The sequence below is a fragment of the Mucilaginibacter sp. R-33 genome (assembly GCF_049949235.1).
Taxonomy (GTDB): Bacteria; Bacteroidota; Bacteroidia; order Sphingobacteriales; family Sphingobacteriaceae; genus Mucilaginibacter.
Genome location: NZ_CP188089.1, coordinates 3,807,134 through 3,823,030, shown reverse-complemented (window position 1 = coordinate 3,823,030; position 15,897 = coordinate 3,807,134). Strand labels below are relative to the sequence as shown.

Below are 15,897 nucleotides of genomic sequence, written 5' to 3'. Positions count from 1 at the left end.
TTATTAGTGCGTAGCTTTAGTTGGAACAGAATCAGTTTTGAACATGCTGCCAAACAACCTGCCCGATATATATATTTTATTGGGGAACATGTACGATGCCTGAACCGGCGTTAAGCAGTTATTAAACTGCACATTTTTTAGCACCAGGGCATCGTTATGTGTTACGATAGCAGTACCAAAGCCATCAAAAGCAACACTATCCAACACTACATATTTACAGCTGGCAGCCAGCGCGATAGCCGGCCCCGAATAGGTAGAATCTTTCTTGAATACGACGGCACCCTTTGTTTTGATGTACAGGCTATCCTTATTGATATGCAGCGTATCGCTCAGCACAATAGGCTGCTGAAAATCAGCCGCCGAAAGTAACAACGTATGGCCTTTTAATTTATTGATAGTATCCTGGAGCTTGAGCTCCACCGCGTTTTTAATATGCTGAGCTATCAATGTATCTGTTTTTTTAGGAATAGCAGCCTGATCGGCATTCTTTTTAAACTGCCAGATAAATCCACCCAAAAAGATAAAGCAAAGCAGGGTAAGTATAGCCACTGTGCCGCCATTGCCTTTGGTTTTTACCACAGGATCAGGCTCTTCCTGCCTTTTTACCGGAGCGGGAGTAATTGCTTCCGGCTGTTCGGCAGCTTTTACAGCAGCCACCGCTGGTTTCGTGGCGCTGTGTTGCTTGCGCTCCTTATCGTTATGTACCAGTACCACGGTCACATTATCTTTACCCCCACGATTATTGGCTGCGTCAATCAGTTTTTTTCCCTTTTCGGGCAGGTTATCGCTGCTGGTAAGGATATTGGTGATCTTGCTTTTATCAACCAGGTCGGTTAAGCCGTCGCTGCAAATGAGCAGGATATCGCCCGGCAAAAAGGGCGAGTTACCAGTCTCCACAAAATCGGGGTCCTGGCCTATCTGCCCGGCAAAGCCAAGTGCTTTATTAATTTCATTGCGTTTGGGGTGGTCCATCGCCGCTTCCTCGGTCAGCCGGCCCGAATCTTCCAGGAAGCCCACAAAAGAGTGATCTTTCGAGATCTTGATCAGTGAATAATCGCGTAGCAGGTACAGGCGGGTATCCCCAACGTGGGCGTAATAAAATTTATTGTTGATCACATCAACCACGGCCAGGGTAAGCACACAGGCCATGTTTTCCAGATCTTTGTTCTGTACTTTTTCGTCGTAGATCCGCTGGTTGGCAATAGTAAACGTATTTACCAATAGCGGCACAATATCGCCGGCTATATATTGCAATTGCTCCAGGATGGTGGCGCGGGCAATTTCGGCAGCTATTTCGCCGCCTGCATAACCGCCAACCCCATCAACCACACAGGCAATGATAAAATTACCATCACCAGATTTTTCGGCAATAAAAACGTCCTCGTTGTTTTGCCTTTGCCTACCGGTATCTGTTATCCCGAAAAAATTATTTGCCATGGTTTTAACTGGATTTTTTTATGTCGATAAAATGAGCTACCAATAACAGCACACATATTGCCAGCAGCCCTATTGATAATACCTGTGACATTATGGTTCGGGTTTGAATATGTTAATACCTACAATGCCATTGAGCAGGATCCTGGAGTTGAATGGCAGCTCAACCCATTGCGGCGAGTTCACATCGCTGCTGGCTACTTCCAGCTCGTTGATCAGGGTGCGCTCGCCAAAAGATGCCATGTAAAACTTACCATCGGCTTTATTTAGCCTGATGCGCAGGTGCGGGGTGTTAACCCATTCAGACGGTACTTTAAACACGGCCTGTTCGTCCCTTTCCTCATCACTGCCCGATACAACAATATCATCATCCTTGATCAGGTACTCCACCTTGCGGCCAACAAACTGCTTATCGGGCATAATGGTTTCCAGCCGGGCCAGCACCTTGGTTCCGGGCTTAACTACGTCCTTTTCGTTGTGCTGCAGGTCATTAGCATAAGGCAATTCATAATAACCCTCGCTGTAATAAGTAAAGCCTTTTAAAACCTCATTGCTGATATCCAGCGTTTGGGCAACACCCGTTTGGCGCGGAATGAAAGTAACCCGCAGGTTTTCTTCTTTTTTAGCGCTTGTGCCGGGCAGCAGTTTGCCTATAAAACCCTTATCGCCGCGTTTATAATCCGGGTGCGATACCAGCCTGAATACCCATTTTGAGCTTGAAGGTTCCACCTTTTTGCCTACTTCCTGGTGTTCGCGCAGCAGTTCATAGAATTTTTTAACAGATTCATTAACGATAATGCCGAACAGGCCAGAGCGGTTATTTACAAAATCCTGGTAATCTTCTTCGTTAAAGCTGATGATAAATTCGTGGTAAAAAACTATCCTGTCGGCAAAAGAAAGCTGCTTGATCGATTCCTTGAATTTTTCGATGATATACAAATACACGTCATCGGGCGTTAGCGCTTTTATTTTTACAGCCTCCTCGTTTACTGGTTTACCGTTTGGTAAAAACCAGTCCTGAAGGCCTATCCGTTTCCAAAATGTTGATTTAGGTTCCATTCTGTATTTGCTAAATCATTAAAAGTTTAAGTTAGAGGTATCCGCTTTTTTCACACTATCACGATAAAACTGCGTATCTTCCTTTTGTTGTTTTGCCCGTTGTATATTACGCAATATCGAATCGGCGGTTGAATCAACTTCCGGTGGAATATTGCTCTCATCTTTGTAATCACTGGCCTTAGGCTGCTGTACAGAGTCTTTTTTTTGGGGCAGGATAACTTTATTACTTGCAGCCGAGTCAGTTGCCTTTTTTGAAGGCTTAAACAGCCTGCTAACAACCCCATTATAGATACGCCCGCCAAACTTATCCATCACCACTGCAGAGAAAACGGTGAAACCGCAAAGCAATATCATGAACAAAACAAAAATTGGTTTTGACATGCGCACGGCTTTGCTATCAGCAGGCTCATTGCTAACTACCTGTGCCGGTTGCTTGTTCTCGTTTTCCTGGTAATATAGCACCAGCCCTTGTAAGCGTTCATTTTCCTTCAATAAAACTTCGGTGTTCCACGATTCATCCGGGTGCGTCGGACTGATAGCGCCGATACTGCCCTGCATTAAAGCTTCCTGCAGTTCAATGCCGTTGGCATACCGGTTATTGATGTCTTTTTGCAGGCATTTAGCCACAATCTGCAACAACCAGGCCGGAACCTGCATCTGCATTTCCTTTTTCTCGTCCGACCAGCTTTCGGGCAGGTTTTTGCGGCGCAGCTCCATTACATCAGGTATCTCCGACTCCATGTGGGCCAGCATCACGGCGTTGCGTGCTGTTTCTCCATTATCTTTTAGCGGGAAAGGCACCTGCCCGCCAATCAATTCATACAGGATGATACCGTAGCTGTACACATCTGTTTGGAAATACATCAAGCCTTCATTTTGCTCGGGCGCCATAAATTCGATAGCGCCCGCATGACGGATACTGGTACGGCGCTGATCATCAGACATAGCCGAAAGACCAAAGTCAAGCAGCACGTAGTTTCCGGTATGTACGTTGAACTTTACATTGTTGCTTTTGATGTCGCCATGCTTTACCGAAACTTTGTGGCAGTGTGATAACGCGTTTGCCAGCTGATCGGCCAGTTTAATGATCTCTTTAATGCTGAAGATAGCCTCATGCGGTGGTTTCAGCAGGTCTTCCAGATCGGGGCCATCAATATATTCCATTTCGATAAACGGGAACGAACCACTTTCGGTAATGCCCGAATTAAGGATCTTAACCACATTTGGGTTAGGCTCTTCGTTTACCTTTTTTAGTTTTTCGACCTCGTTCTGGAAATTGCGAAAATTTTTATCGTCGGTGCTTTCGGTGTGAATAGGAGTGGGCAGGAGCTTTACCGCTGTGATAATAGGCCCATAGCGGCGACCTTTATAAACAGAGCCCTGACCGCCCGTTCGTAAAGCCCCCATGTTTTCCAAACCTTCGGTAATAGTAAATACTTTGCTCATTGAGTTATACTTGGGGAATGAGTATTCGTGACAAATATTAAAAACTTTTTACTCAACATAACGCAGGCATTAGTGTTTGGTATAAAAATATAAAAAAAAGTTCGGCAAATCTGAACCATGATTTGCCTGATTAAAGGATTATGCGATGCAAATAGTTATCTGAACCCTGATTTATTTGATTAAAGGGTTAAATTATGCAACTGGTCATCAGGAAATCCTTTAATCAAGCGAATCAAGGTTCATTATTGTATCACTATCTCATCCACCATCAACCAGGCCTTCGCTCCGGCAATATACTCACCCGGCGGAATAATCCCTTTGTTAGTTGCTTTTACCCTGATATATCTTGCCTGCTGTGTTTTGATGTTTGCCCTTACAGCGTTGATGCCGTTATCCGGGAAATCAGTCTGGCGATAGACCTCAGTATAAGTGCTTCCATCTGTTGATACCTCAAAGGTAAGCAGCGTTGGCTCCCACATTTTTTGCCAGTGGTATTTTAGGATGTTGATACCCAGTTTTGATATGCTTTGCTCGTTTCCAAGGTCAACTACCGCTTCCAGATCATCGCCACTGAAGCCATACCATTGCCCGTCATTATAAAGCTTGCTGCCGAATATTCCGTTCACCAAACCAAAGGTATTACCCGGATTAAACCCTCCTTGCGGTTGGTTTTTAAGCGTTACCGTTTTGCCTATGGCTTTATGAATGGTAAATGACTTTTCATAGGTCCGGCCCTGCTGCCTGTCATTATTAAAAACAGCTGCTTTAATAATCCCCGATGAAGTTATGGTAATTGCACCCGCATAAATTTTGCTATTTAAACCAGGTGTACTACCATCGTTTGAGTAATAAATTTTGCTGTTGGGGAGTGTTGTTTGAAGGTTCAGCGCCACTTGATGATCTGCAGTTTCTGTTACCGAATCGGTGATCTCGTCAAATACATCAGCCGCGTTTATGTTTAGCTTTTTGAGTAAAGGCTGCTGGTACCTTAGTCGTTTCAAAAAATCCGGATAGCTTTTATTTTTCTTCGAACTCCAGGCAACTTCGGCCAAAGCCAGCATTCGCGGGAACAATTGCCGCTCGGCCTGTGTGGGGCTGGCCATGTATTCGCTCCAGGCATTGGCTTGTACGCCTTTGATGTATTTTGCTTCCTCGCCGCTTAATTCATTAGTTATTGGTTCGTAATTATAGACCTTGCTTAATGGCGTGTATCCGCCGCCGGCTAATGGCTCGGCCGGGTAAAGTGACTGGTAGTAATCCAGGTATACATATTTTTCGGGCGTCATGATGGCATCATGATGCTGTTTGGCGGCGGCTATGCCGCCCTCTTCGCCAGTCCAGCTCATGACGGTTGCACCGGGGGTAAGCCCGCCTTCCAGAATCTCGTCCCAGCCTATGATCTGCCGGCCTTTACTGTTCAGGTATTTTTCCATGCGGCCGATGAAATAACTTTGCAGTTCCTTCTCATCTTTCAGGTGTTCGTCCTTAATGCGCTGCTGGCATTTGGGGCAGGCCTTCCATTTGGTTTTAGGGCATTCATCACCGCCGATGTGAATATATTTTGAAGGGAACAACGGCAGTACCTCATCCATCACATTTTGTAAAAAGGTAAACGTTTCGTCATTGCCGGCGCAATACACATCATCAAAAATACCCCAATAGGTAGCGGTTTTATACGGGCCGCCGGTACAACCCAATTGCGGGTAAGCAGCCAGCGCCGCCAGTGCATGGCCCGGCATTTCAATTTCCGGGATTACGGTAATGTGCCTTTGGGTGGCATATTCTACAATTTCTTTAACCTCATCCTGGGTGTAATAGCCGCCATAGCGTTTACCATCAAACCTGTGCGGACTATCCTTTTTGTGGCCAATGATGGTTTCATCGCGGTAAGCCGAAATGCTTTGCAGTAAAGGATATTTTTTTATTTCGATGCGCCAGCCCTGGTCATCGGTTAAGTGCCAGTGAAAAGTATTGATCTTGTATAGTGCCAGCAGGTCTATCCATTTTTTGATAGCTTCCGGCTTGAAAAAATGACGACTTACATCTAAATGCATTCCGCGGTATGCAAAACGGGGGTAATCCATAATGGTGCAGCTTTGCACAGTTACTTTTCCGCCGGATACTTTTAGTAACTGGATAAGCGATTGCAAACCATAAAACACACCTGCTTCATCATGGCCGCTAATTTTTATCTGTTTAGCAGTAACCGATAGTTTATATCCCTCTGGTTGGGTAACATATTTATCATCTATATTTAATTGAACAGGAGCATTCAACCTATGATTTGCCCAGAGGCTGAAACCTGAAACAGATTTAAACCAAGTATTGAAAAATGTAAGATTATCCCGGCCGATGTTGGGTGTGGTACCTATTGCTGTTGATTGATTAAACGTAAAAACCTGGTTTGCGTTTGTCTTTACCATTATAACCGGCTTAGGGATAATGCCTTCCTCCTTTACCTGAGCGTTGGTTACCGCTGCAAAAAGCAGGCATAACGGAATACAACTGAGAAATTTGCGGAATGTAAACAGGTTGACCATCAATGTAAATGTAAAACCGAATATACTTTTTTTGCCGAAAGGCGGATAATGAAATCGTTTAATAATAAAAAACACCGCCCCGTTTTTCTTATCCTACATCAAGTGCCGCCGGCGATTTTGACCGTAATTTTGAATCATAATAACACAGCAAGTATTAAAATATTTAAAACAAGGAAAACAATGGAAAACACTATAAACGGCATTCACCACATCACTGCAATTGCAGGCAATGCCAAAAAAAACTATGATTTTTATACCCGTGTATTGGGCTTAAGGTTAGTTAAAAAAACCGTAAACTTTGATGATCCCGGTACTTATCACTTATATTATGGCGATGGCAATGGCACTCCCGGCTCCATCCTTACTTTCTTCCCATGGGAAGGCATTACAGCAGGTCGCCGGGGTGCAAGGCAGGTGACAGAAATTGGTTATTCGGTACCTGAAGGTAGTTTGGATTTCTGGTTGAAAAGGTTTGAGGACAACAATGTGATCTACAACAAACCGGCCGAAAAATTTGGTGAGCAGTACCTTACTTTTCTTGATCCTGATGGATTGAAATTTGAGCTTATCGTTCCCAAAAAAGCCGATGACCGCACACCATGGGAAACTGCCGAAGTAACCGCTGCCAATGCTACCAAAGGTTTTCACAGCATTACTATTACATCAAATAAAATTGAGGCTACTGCCAAAATATTAACCGGTGTATTAGGCTATCGCTTACTGGAACAGCATGTTAACCGCTACAGGTTTATTACCGATGCTGTCGAAAATGCAGCTATAGTTGATTTGGTGGAAGTTCCGGGAGAAGTTGCCGGTCATGTAGCGGGTGGTTCTGTTCACCACGTAGCATTCCGCGTACCAAACGAAAAAGTATTGATGGAATACCGTGAAAAGATAGCAAACCTTGGCTTGCATATCACCGACAAAATAGACAGAAACTATTTCTACTCATTATACTTCCGCGAACCAGGTGGTGTTTTGTTTGAGATAGCAACCGATAACCCAGGCTTCGCGGTTGATGAACCAGCCGAATTATTGGGCACAGGATTAAAATTGCCTGCACAGTATGAAAACCTGCGCGACGAGTTGGAAAAAACATTACCATCATTAGTTTAATCAAACAGATGTACAGGCACACAAAACAGGTTGTTTCGGCGGGAGTTCCCGCCGAACAGGCCAAAAAAGCCATCATTATGCTGCATGGCCGCGGCGCATCGGCAAGCAGCATGATCTCGCTTAAAGATCATCTTGAATTAGATGGTTATGCTATCTATGCGCCACAGGCCAATCAACATAGCTGGTATCCCTACAGTTTTATGGCCCCGGTGCAAAATAACCAACCGGCACTTGATTCGGCCCTTGAAGTAATTGACGAACTGGTAGAGGACCTCAGGCAAAAAGGAATAGCACAGGAAAATATCTATTTTCTTGGTTTTTCGCAGGGGGCATGTTTAACGCTTGAATATACCGGCCGCAATGCCGGCAGGTACGGAGGGGTTATCGCTTTCACCGGCGGATTGATAAGAGAGGAATTGGTTAAGGAAAACTATAAAGGCGATTTTAACAATACCCCGGTACTGGTTACTACCGGCGACCCCGACCCGCATGTACCGGTTAGCAGGGTTAATGACAGTGTTGAAATATTAAAAGAATTAAATGCGGGTGTAACCCTCAAAATATATAAAGGCCGTCAACATACTATTTCCCATGAAGAAATTGTGTTGGCAAACGAGATACTGAAGAATTGATTGTTTTCAAAGTTGAGTGTTTAAGAGTGGAGAGCTGCCCGGAGGGGCGGCTCTCTTTTTTTTTGCCGGATAGCATTGACCAACCTGTATAATAAATAAGTTATGCCTATGCTTTTGATAACCTTTGGGTTATTTTATATTAATAACCGGTAGTTTGAAATGATGGTTAAGTTATTCATAATTAGCATATAAGCTTATTTTTACTTTTTAAATATATTAAATTAATATTTAAGTAATTTTAGCCTTTGTTTCCCGGACGAACTTAATTAGTAAACTATGCCCGACAAAATTGTGATGAGCGATATGCAGCTCATTAGCCGATTAAAGGCTGATGATGAAGCGGCGCTTACCATGATTTACAGGAGGTACTGGGCTTCGCTTTTTAAAGCGGCTTATAATATCTTAAAAGACAGGCAGGCATGCGAGGATATTATCCAGGAACTGTTTATTAAGCTTTGGGATTGCCGGGCCGAAGTGGAGATCACTATATCGCTTAAAGCCTATCTGTATGCATCGGTACGTTATGGGGTTTACAGGCAAATCCGCACAGGTACGCCCGTAAGAAGCGAGATTTTTGATGATCTGATAGAACGCCTGCACACCCCAGCTACCCACAACACCATTGAGCATAAAGAACTGCTATTGCAAATAAACCAGGTAATTGATACCCTGCCCGAAAAATGCCGGGAAGTTTACAAGCTGAGCCGCGAAGAATGCCTTAGCCATAAGGAAATAGCCTTGCAGCTAAATATATCCACTAAAACCGTCGAAAATCATTTAACCAAAGCACTTCGCCAGTTACGCGGCTCGTTGGGCTCTGCTTTTATCCTGGAAGCGTTGATGTTTTTTTTAGATAAATAGCATCAAATGAAATCTTAGCTATTTAAAAATGTAAAATATTTATTGCCGTTGGTTTTAACCAACGGTGAAATAATTCGAAAGGTCTGGCTTTAGCCCAATTATGCAGGTGGGTTTGGCTAAAGCCCTCTTTATCGCTATTTGATATTCCGTTGGTTAAAACCAACGGCAATGAAATTCTATTGAATGATTAGATATTCTGATTGTTTTCAAACGGCTTTTTTACTGATTTTTTTTTGGGGATAATTGATTTTTCGGCTAACATTCGTTTGTTAAAGCCTATTCACAAAATCTTTTAATTTTTTTTCATTTCGACGTAGGGGATACCCCCGTTTTTTTACTCTCCTTATCAAAGCCACATTTGTGCAAAGAGAAGAATTTTTACAACTGATAGATAAATACCTGGCGGGGCAGTCAACTGCCGCGGGGAAGGAGCAGTTGTTGAATTTTTTCGAAAGCTTTCAGGGTGATACCGACGAATGGGATGAAAAAATAATTGGTGTAAAACAAGAACTGGAAGACCGGATGTTAAGCAACATCAGGCAGGCGATAGCCGAGCCGGTGGCTAACAAGGGTCCAAAAGTTATAAGGTTACATTTTTTCAGAAATGTTGCCGCTGCTGTTATTCTGTTGGCTGTGTCGGGCACTGCCGTTTATCATTGGTGTATTAAACATGAGCAGCAACAATTAGCCGTTCAAAACAAAGCAGTTGTAAAACATGACGTTGATCCAGGCGATAACCGCGCGGTTTTAACCCTTGCCAATGGCTCCAAACTGATACTGGACTCGGCTAAGATTGGCTTGCTCAATCAATCGGGTAACACCAGCATTAATAAAACGCAGGATGGGCAGGTGGTTTACACCGCAGATAAAGACCAACAACAAAATGGCCCGGTTGCCTATAACACCATTAGTACGCCCAGGGGCGGCCAGTACCGGGTAGTGCTTCCTGATGGTTCAAAAGTTTGGCTTAACTCTGCCTCATCTTTAAAATTCCCTACCGCCTTCACCGGAAATGAACGTGATGTAGAGCTTACGGGCGAGGGATATTTTGAGGTGGCCAAAAATAAAGCGAAGCCTTTCAATGTAAAGGTTAAAGATATTAACGTAGCTGTATTGGGTACGCATTTTAATATTATGGCCTATAATGATGAGGTCGCTGTTAAAACCACCCTTCTTGAAGGATCGGTGAAATTAACACAAGGTAATACGAGCAATTTATTAAAGCCCGGTCAGCAGGGCATTATAAATGATAAAAACATTAAAATTATTGATGTTGATACCGACGAAGCGGTAGCCTGGAAAAATGGCTTCTTTGACTTTGAGCGGGCAAACATACAAGATATTATGAAGCAGCTTTCGAGGTGGTATGGTACCGAAGTAATATACGAAGGTAAAGTACCTGATGATGAGTTTGTAGGTAAGATCAGCAGGGATGTAAAACTATCGCAGGTATTGCACATCCTTGAATTAAGCCACGTGCGTTTTAGGATTGAGAACAAAAAAATAATTGTTACGCCTTAAAATACCGGCAGCTGATTTTTAACTGCTAAACCCAAACTATGAAGAAACACTGACGATATAATCTCAAAATATTCCAACCTAAGCTCTCCTTATCTAAATGAAAGAAAAGCCGGAAGCGCTGCAACGCTTCCGGCATAATGAATTGGATCAAGCTTTCCTGAGTTTTCAATAACAGATTTTTTTAACCCAAACATCACGAAGTTATGCATTTAAACTTTACTGGTAAAGTATTTAGTGCCTTTGGTACACATTCAAAACTGTTTTTGACGATGAGATTAACCGTCTTATTACTAACTCTCGGCTGCCTGCAGCTAAGTGCTAAAAGTTTTTCACAATCCATAACCCTGAATGCGAGGGGGATAGCGCTTGATAAAGCTTTTAAAGCAATTGAAAAGCAAAGCGGCTATTATTTCTTTTACAGGTATAAGGATATTTCAAAAACCAAACCGGTTAATCTTTCATTAACTAACGCTTCATTACAGGAAGCATTGCAGCAATGCTTTAAGGATGAGCCTTTAACCTATGTTATTGATGATAAGAATATCATTGTCAATAAAAAGAAAACTCCCGATGTAAGCATTGCCCAGGTATCCATAACCATAAGCGGTATTGTGGTAGATGATAAAAATCAGCCCTTACCGGGTGTTAATGTTAAAGTAAAAGGCACCAATGTTGGTGCTATAACCGGGGTGGACGGCAAGTATACCTTGAATGCCGAAGATAATGCGGTGTTAGTATTTACATTCATAGGTTTCCAAACCAAAGAAGAACCGGTTAATAAAAGAACAACTATCAACGTTGTTTTGAATGAGGATAACAAGGAATTAAAAGAGGTAGTTGTTGTAGGCTACGGCAACCAGGAGCGTAAGGATGTAACGGGCGCTGTGGGTTCGGTAAAAATGGGCAATATCAAAGAGATCAAAACTGCGAGTCTTGATCTGAAACTGGCTGGCCAGCTCGCGGGCGTAACCGTAAACCAGGTAACCGGTACTCCAGGTGGTGGTGTATCGGTAAATATACGCGGTGCCGGTTCAGTGGGTGCCGGTGATGATCCTTTATATGTAATTGATGGATTCCCCATTTCTCCGGGGTTTGATCAATATCAAAATCCTTTAAGTACTATTAATCCTGATGACATTGAAAATATCAGTGTATTGAAAGACGCTGCTTCTACAGCTATTTACGGTTCGCGCGGGTCAAACGGTGTTATTTTGGTCACTACCAGGAGAGCGAAAAAAGGCGAGTCGTCAGTCACGGTAAATACTTCAACAGGGATCCAAAGCATATTGCCCAAAAGCAAATTGAAAATGATGACCGCCGAGCAATACGCGCAATGGCGTATAGAAGCTTTACAGGACCTGGATAAAGTGAACGGGGTGCCATTCAGCATGGATCAGGTGCCTGAGGCGTTCAGGAACCCAAAAGCACTTGGCAAAGGTACTGATTGGTATGATGCAGTTACCCGTAACGCGCCTATGCAAAATTATGATGTTACTGTTTCAAATGGTACCGATAAAGTACGCTCTTTGTTTTCATTGGGATATTTTGATCAGCAGGGTACGGTGCTTAACACCGGATTCAGGAGATATTCGGTAAAAGCCAATATGGATGCCGATCTGTTTAAAAATGTTACGGCCGGCCTTAGCATCGCTCCAACTTACAGCCAGCGTAAATTACAACAAACAGACGGGCATTTTGACCAGGCTGCATTAAGCCAGGCCTATCTTGAAAGCCCGCTTACGCCGGTAAAACAGCCCGACGGTTCATATACCAATGTGGTAGGTTCGGAGGGAAACGGGAATATCGCAGGCACGGCACTTAACGCCAACCCGGTAAGTGAGCTGGTTAATACCACTAATAAGTATTCACAATTCCGTACGTTGGCTAACACATACGTTAACTGGGAAATAATTAAAGGCTTAGATGTAAAATCTACTTTTGGTATTGATTATCAGAATAGCAATGGCGATTACTTCCGCCCGTCGTTTTTAGGAAGCTTCCGCATTCCCAATAAGGACGGAAACCAGGTTAAAGCTATAGGCTCATTTAATTCGTCTAATTCCTTCAACTGGCTTAGCGAAAACTCCGTAACCTACAAAAAAACGTGGGGCAATCATACATTAACTGTTTTGGGCGACTATTCGATACAGCAGGAAACCAGCCACTATCGTTTAACCTATGGTACCGGTTTCCCCGACGATGTAGTCCGTTCGGTAAGGGCCGCCACCATTATTACAGCCGATGCCGGTGACGCGGAATGGAGGCTATTATCATTGATTGGCAGGGTGAACTATGCATATAAGGATAAGTATTTATTAAGCGCCTCCATACGCCGCGACGGATCGTCAAGGTTTGCACCGGGGCACCGGTGGGGAACCTTCCCTTCGGTATCGGGCGGCTGGCGCATCTCTGACGAATCATTCTTCCCAAAAACGAATGTGATCGATCAGTTGAAATTCACAGCCAGCTATGGTCACGCAGGTAATAACAGCGTAGGTAACTACGATTATATAGCCGCTGTAGACGAAACCAATTATACTTTTGGCGGAGCACTTGCTCCGGGAAAGTCAATTACCGATCTCGGTAATGCTGAAGTTGGCTGGGAAACAACTAAACAGTTTGATATAGGCATGGACCTTTCGTTATTTAAAGGCCGGGTTTACTTAATTGCCGAGTATTATAACCGCTTTACCGAACGGTTACTGCAATATATACCCGTGCCGATAGCCTCGGGCTATGGATACGCGTTATCAAATGTTGGCAATGTGCGTAACCGCGGTTTTGAGTTTACGGTAACCACCAAAAACATAGTTAGCAAAGCTTTTAACTGGAATACAGATTTTAATATATCGTTAAATCGTAATAAAGTTATAAGTCTTGGCCCTACACCTCAAATCTATGACGCGCCCCGGAATGACAACCCAACCAGTATTACACTGGTAGGGTTGCCGCTTGGGCAGTTTTACGGATATATTTTCGAGGGTATATTCCAAAGCCAGGCCGAACTTGATAAGTACCCGCATTTTGAGGGTGAAAATGTAGGCAATATCAGGTATAAGGATGTTAATAATGACGGTGTTATTGATGCTAAAGACCAGGTACCTATTGGCAGCCCCTGGCCTAAATTTACATTTGGTTTCAACAACCACTTCAGTTACAAACAATTTGACCTGAACATTATCTCGGCCGGCTCGGTAGGAGGGCATGTGTTTGATATGTACAAACAGTTTACAACCAATTTGGATGGTATTTTTAACGTTGAGCAAAGCGTTATAAACCGCTGGAGATCACCGGGGCAGCCGGGAGCCGGCATATTGCCTACCACAACTTCAAACACAGGCCTTGCCCGCGATTTTTATCCCTCATATTGGGTAGAGAGCAACTCGTATTTAATGGTGAAGAATATTGATCTCGGTTACAATTTCAAAACAAAATTCAGCAAAAACTTCAGGGTATACTTCAGCGCTCAAAATGCCATCCTGATTACAGGTTATAAAGGAGGCAGCCCTGAGGTCGGCATTGAGGGGCAACAGGGTAACCGTTCGTTATCACCCAATGTGAATTTTACAGGCTATCCTGTTTCGGCAATTTACACATTGGGTTGTAACGTAACATTTTAGCGGATACAGCGATTTTTGAAAACACAATTGAGCAACATTAAGAATCAGAAGACATGAAAAAAAACATATACCTTTTTCTTAGCCTCGCAGCTATTGGTTTTTACGGCTGTAAAAAGGATTATCTTAACCTGCAACCTACAGATACTCAAAACAGCGCCAACTTTTTTAAAACAAAAGCCCAGTTTGTTCAGGCTATTAATGGTGCCTATGCCCCTCTTCAGGGTTTATATACCGGGTCATTTTGGGCAATGGGCGAAATGCGGTCTGATAATACTTCATATGAATATGATCCTTACGACCGTTCAGGCAACAATAAGGAAGAGTTGGATGAGTTTCGCGAATTGAATAATAATGATATTGTGCAGGCGTACTTTAGCTTCTGTTTCACCGGCATAGGCCGCTGCAATGTTATCATCAATCGGCTGCCGGCTGCCAAGCTTGATGCCGCCACTACCGATACCATAGGGGGGCAAGCGTTATTTTTACGGGCGTTCAATTATTTTAACCTGGTACGTATGTTTGGTGATGTACCGCTGGTGCTTGTTGAGCCAAAATCGGTAGGGGATGCTTATGACTTGTCTACAAAGTCACCGGCAGCTGCTGTTTATACGCAGATTATTGCAGACGCCCAGGCTGCGATAGCTAAACTACCTGTAAAATACCAAACCACCGCTAATAAAGGCAGGGTTACCAAAGGTACCGCCGAGACCATGCTGGCCGAAGTTTATATAACCCAAAAGAAATTTGATTTGGCCATACCACTGTTACGCAATGTTATATCGTCAGGGGCCTATAACCTTAACGCTAATTATGCGGATAATTTTGATATTGCTAAGGAAAATGGCCCCGAGTCAATTTTTGAAATTCAGTATATTGAAGGCCCTAACGGCCTGGAGTCTGATTTTATAGATACTTTCATCCCATGGGATTATTATGATAATGATGTTACCGGCTTTTACATCGGTAACAATGCTCAAAACGGCTGGAACATCCCTACCCAGGACCTTGTAAATGCCTATGAAGAAGGTGATAAAAGGAGGGATGCTTCGTTGACTGATTTTACATCAGACGAGTACGGCATCGATCTGCCTTTCATCAAGAAGTATCAGAGCATCGGGGATGTTAAAGGCATTACCGGTAATAACTTCCCGGTTTATCGTTATGCAGATGTTTACCTGATGCTTGCGGAGTGTTTAAACGAACAAGGCTTTGCAGCAGGTGGCGATGCTTTCAAATATCTGAACCTGGTTAGGCAGCGCGCCGGTCTTGAACCTAAATCAATGGGGAATAACAATCCTGATTTAAATGTTACCAGCCAGGAAGGGTTTCGCGCGGCGATAGCCCATGAACGCCAGGTTGAACTTGCCTTTGAAAATCACCGCTGGTTTGATCTTTTACGTACAGGTAAAGCGGCAGAGGTAATGAAAGCCCACGCGGCCAGTGAAAGGGCCTATAAAAATGGTTCATGGCAAATTAACCCGGCCGCTTACAGCAACATCCGCCTGCTGTTCCAGTATCCTTTAAATGAAGGAAACCTCGAACATTAATAATGTTACACGGCCAGGGTGAAACTTTTACCAGGTTATATTACGTTTATAGGTGTATATTGCGATGAACGCCCATTTTTGTGGGCCGGCTCAATGAAAAATTTCAGGTGCATATCAAAAC

Annotated in this window: 10 protein-coding genes; 6 read left to right on the top strand and 4 right to left on the bottom strand. The window is 43.5% G+C overall.

The window, feature by feature from the left end; translation table 11 throughout:
• Positions 1-3: 3 nt before the first annotated feature.
• From ACP26M_RS15760 to ACP26M_RS15745, 4 genes are all read right to left on the bottom strand, one after another.
• Entirely contained in the window at positions 4-1,437 is a 1,434-nt protein-coding gene (locus tag ACP26M_RS15760) for a protein phosphatase 2C domain-containing protein (RefSeq protein WP_426581309.1), read from the bottom strand.
• Positions 1,438-1,527: 90 nt separating this feature from the next.
• Entirely contained in the window at positions 1,528-2,493 is a 966-nt protein-coding gene (locus ACP26M_RS15755) for a hypothetical protein (protein WP_426581307.1), read from the bottom strand.
• Between the two features lie 18 nt (positions 2,494-2,511).
• Entirely contained in the window at positions 2,512-3,939 is a 1,428-nt protein-coding gene (locus ACP26M_RS15750) for a serine/threonine protein kinase (protein WP_426581305.1), read from the bottom strand.
• 242 nt (positions 3,940-4,181) lie between these two features.
• Positions 4,182-6,479: a glycoside hydrolase family 20 protein gene (locus ACP26M_RS15745; protein WP_426581303.1), complete on the bottom strand. Its 2,298-nt coding sequence runs from the start codon at positions 6,477-6,479 to the stop codon at positions 4,182-4,184.
• A gap of 180 nt (positions 6,480-6,659) precedes the next feature.
• Between ACP26M_RS15745 and ACP26M_RS15740 the strand changes: the two genes are divergently transcribed.
• The 6 genes from ACP26M_RS15740 to ACP26M_RS15715 all read left to right on the top strand — a co-directional run bounded on the left by ACP26M_RS15740 (position 6,660) and on the right by ACP26M_RS15715 (position 15,776).
• Positions 6,660-7,595, top strand: coding sequence for a ring-cleaving dioxygenase (locus ACP26M_RS15740; RefSeq protein WP_426581301.1), 936 nt, complete (start codon positions 6,660-6,662; stop codon positions 7,593-7,595).
• An 8-nt stretch (positions 7,596-7,603) separates the two neighbouring features.
• A complete protein-coding gene (locus tag ACP26M_RS15735; RefSeq protein WP_426581299.1) occupies positions 7,604-8,227 on the top strand; it encodes an alpha/beta hydrolase in 624 nt (207 codons plus the stop codon).
• A 276-nt stretch (positions 8,228-8,503) separates the two neighbouring features.
• Positions 8,504-9,088, top strand: coding sequence for an RNA polymerase sigma-70 factor (locus ACP26M_RS15730; RefSeq protein WP_426581297.1), 585 nt, complete (start codon positions 8,504-8,506; stop codon positions 9,086-9,088).
• Positions 9,089-9,448: 360 nt separating this feature from the next.
• Positions 9,449-10,609, top strand: a complete 1,161-nt coding sequence (locus tag ACP26M_RS15725) for a FecR family protein (RefSeq protein ID WP_426581295.1) — start codon at positions 9,449-9,451, stop codon at positions 10,607-10,609.
• Between the two features lie 269 nt (positions 10,610-10,878).
• On the top strand, positions 10,879-14,229 hold the full coding sequence (locus ACP26M_RS15720) for a TonB-dependent receptor (RefSeq protein ID WP_426581293.1): 3,351 nt from the start codon (positions 10,879-10,881) through the stop codon (positions 14,227-14,229).
• Between the two features lie 53 nt (positions 14,230-14,282).
• Positions 14,283-15,776, top strand: a complete 1,494-nt coding sequence (locus ACP26M_RS15715) for a RagB/SusD family nutrient uptake outer membrane protein (protein WP_426581291.1) — start codon at positions 14,283-14,285, stop codon at positions 15,774-15,776.
• Positions 15,777-15,897: the final 121 nt, after the last annotated feature.

Excerpts from the sequence above, each read along its gene's own strand:
- ACP26M_RS15720 (WP_426581293.1), top strand. The coding sequence starts at position 10,879 with ATGAGATTAACCGTCTTATTACTAACTCTCGGCTGCCTGCAGCTAAGT.
- ACP26M_RS15745 (WP_426581303.1), bottom strand. The coding sequence starts at position 6,479 with ATGGTCAACCTGTTTACATTCCGCAAATTTCTCAGTTGTATTCCGTTA.
- ACP26M_RS15755 (WP_426581307.1), bottom strand. The coding sequence starts at position 2,493 with ATGGAACCTAAATCAACATTTTGGAAACGGATAGGCCTTCAGGACTGG.
- ACP26M_RS15735 (WP_426581299.1), top strand. The coding sequence starts at position 7,604 with ATGTACAGGCACACAAAACAGGTTGTTTCGGCGGGAGTTCCCGCCGAA.
- ACP26M_RS15740 (WP_426581301.1), top strand. The coding sequence starts at position 6,660 with ATGGAAAACACTATAAACGGCATTCACCACATCACTGCAATTGCAGGC.
- ACP26M_RS15730 (WP_426581297.1), top strand. The coding sequence starts at position 8,504 with ATGCCCGACAAAATTGTGATGAGCGATATGCAGCTCATTAGCCGATTA.
- ACP26M_RS15750 (WP_426581305.1), bottom strand. The coding sequence starts at position 3,939 with ATGAGCAAAGTATTTACTATTACCGAAGGTTTGGAAAACATGGGGGCT.
- ACP26M_RS15715 (WP_426581291.1), top strand. The coding sequence starts at position 14,283 with ATGAAAAAAAACATATACCTTTTTCTTAGCCTCGCAGCTATTGGTTTT.
- ACP26M_RS15760 (WP_426581309.1), bottom strand. The coding sequence starts at position 1,437 with ATGGCAAATAATTTTTTCGGGATAACAGATACCGGTAGGCAAAGGCAA.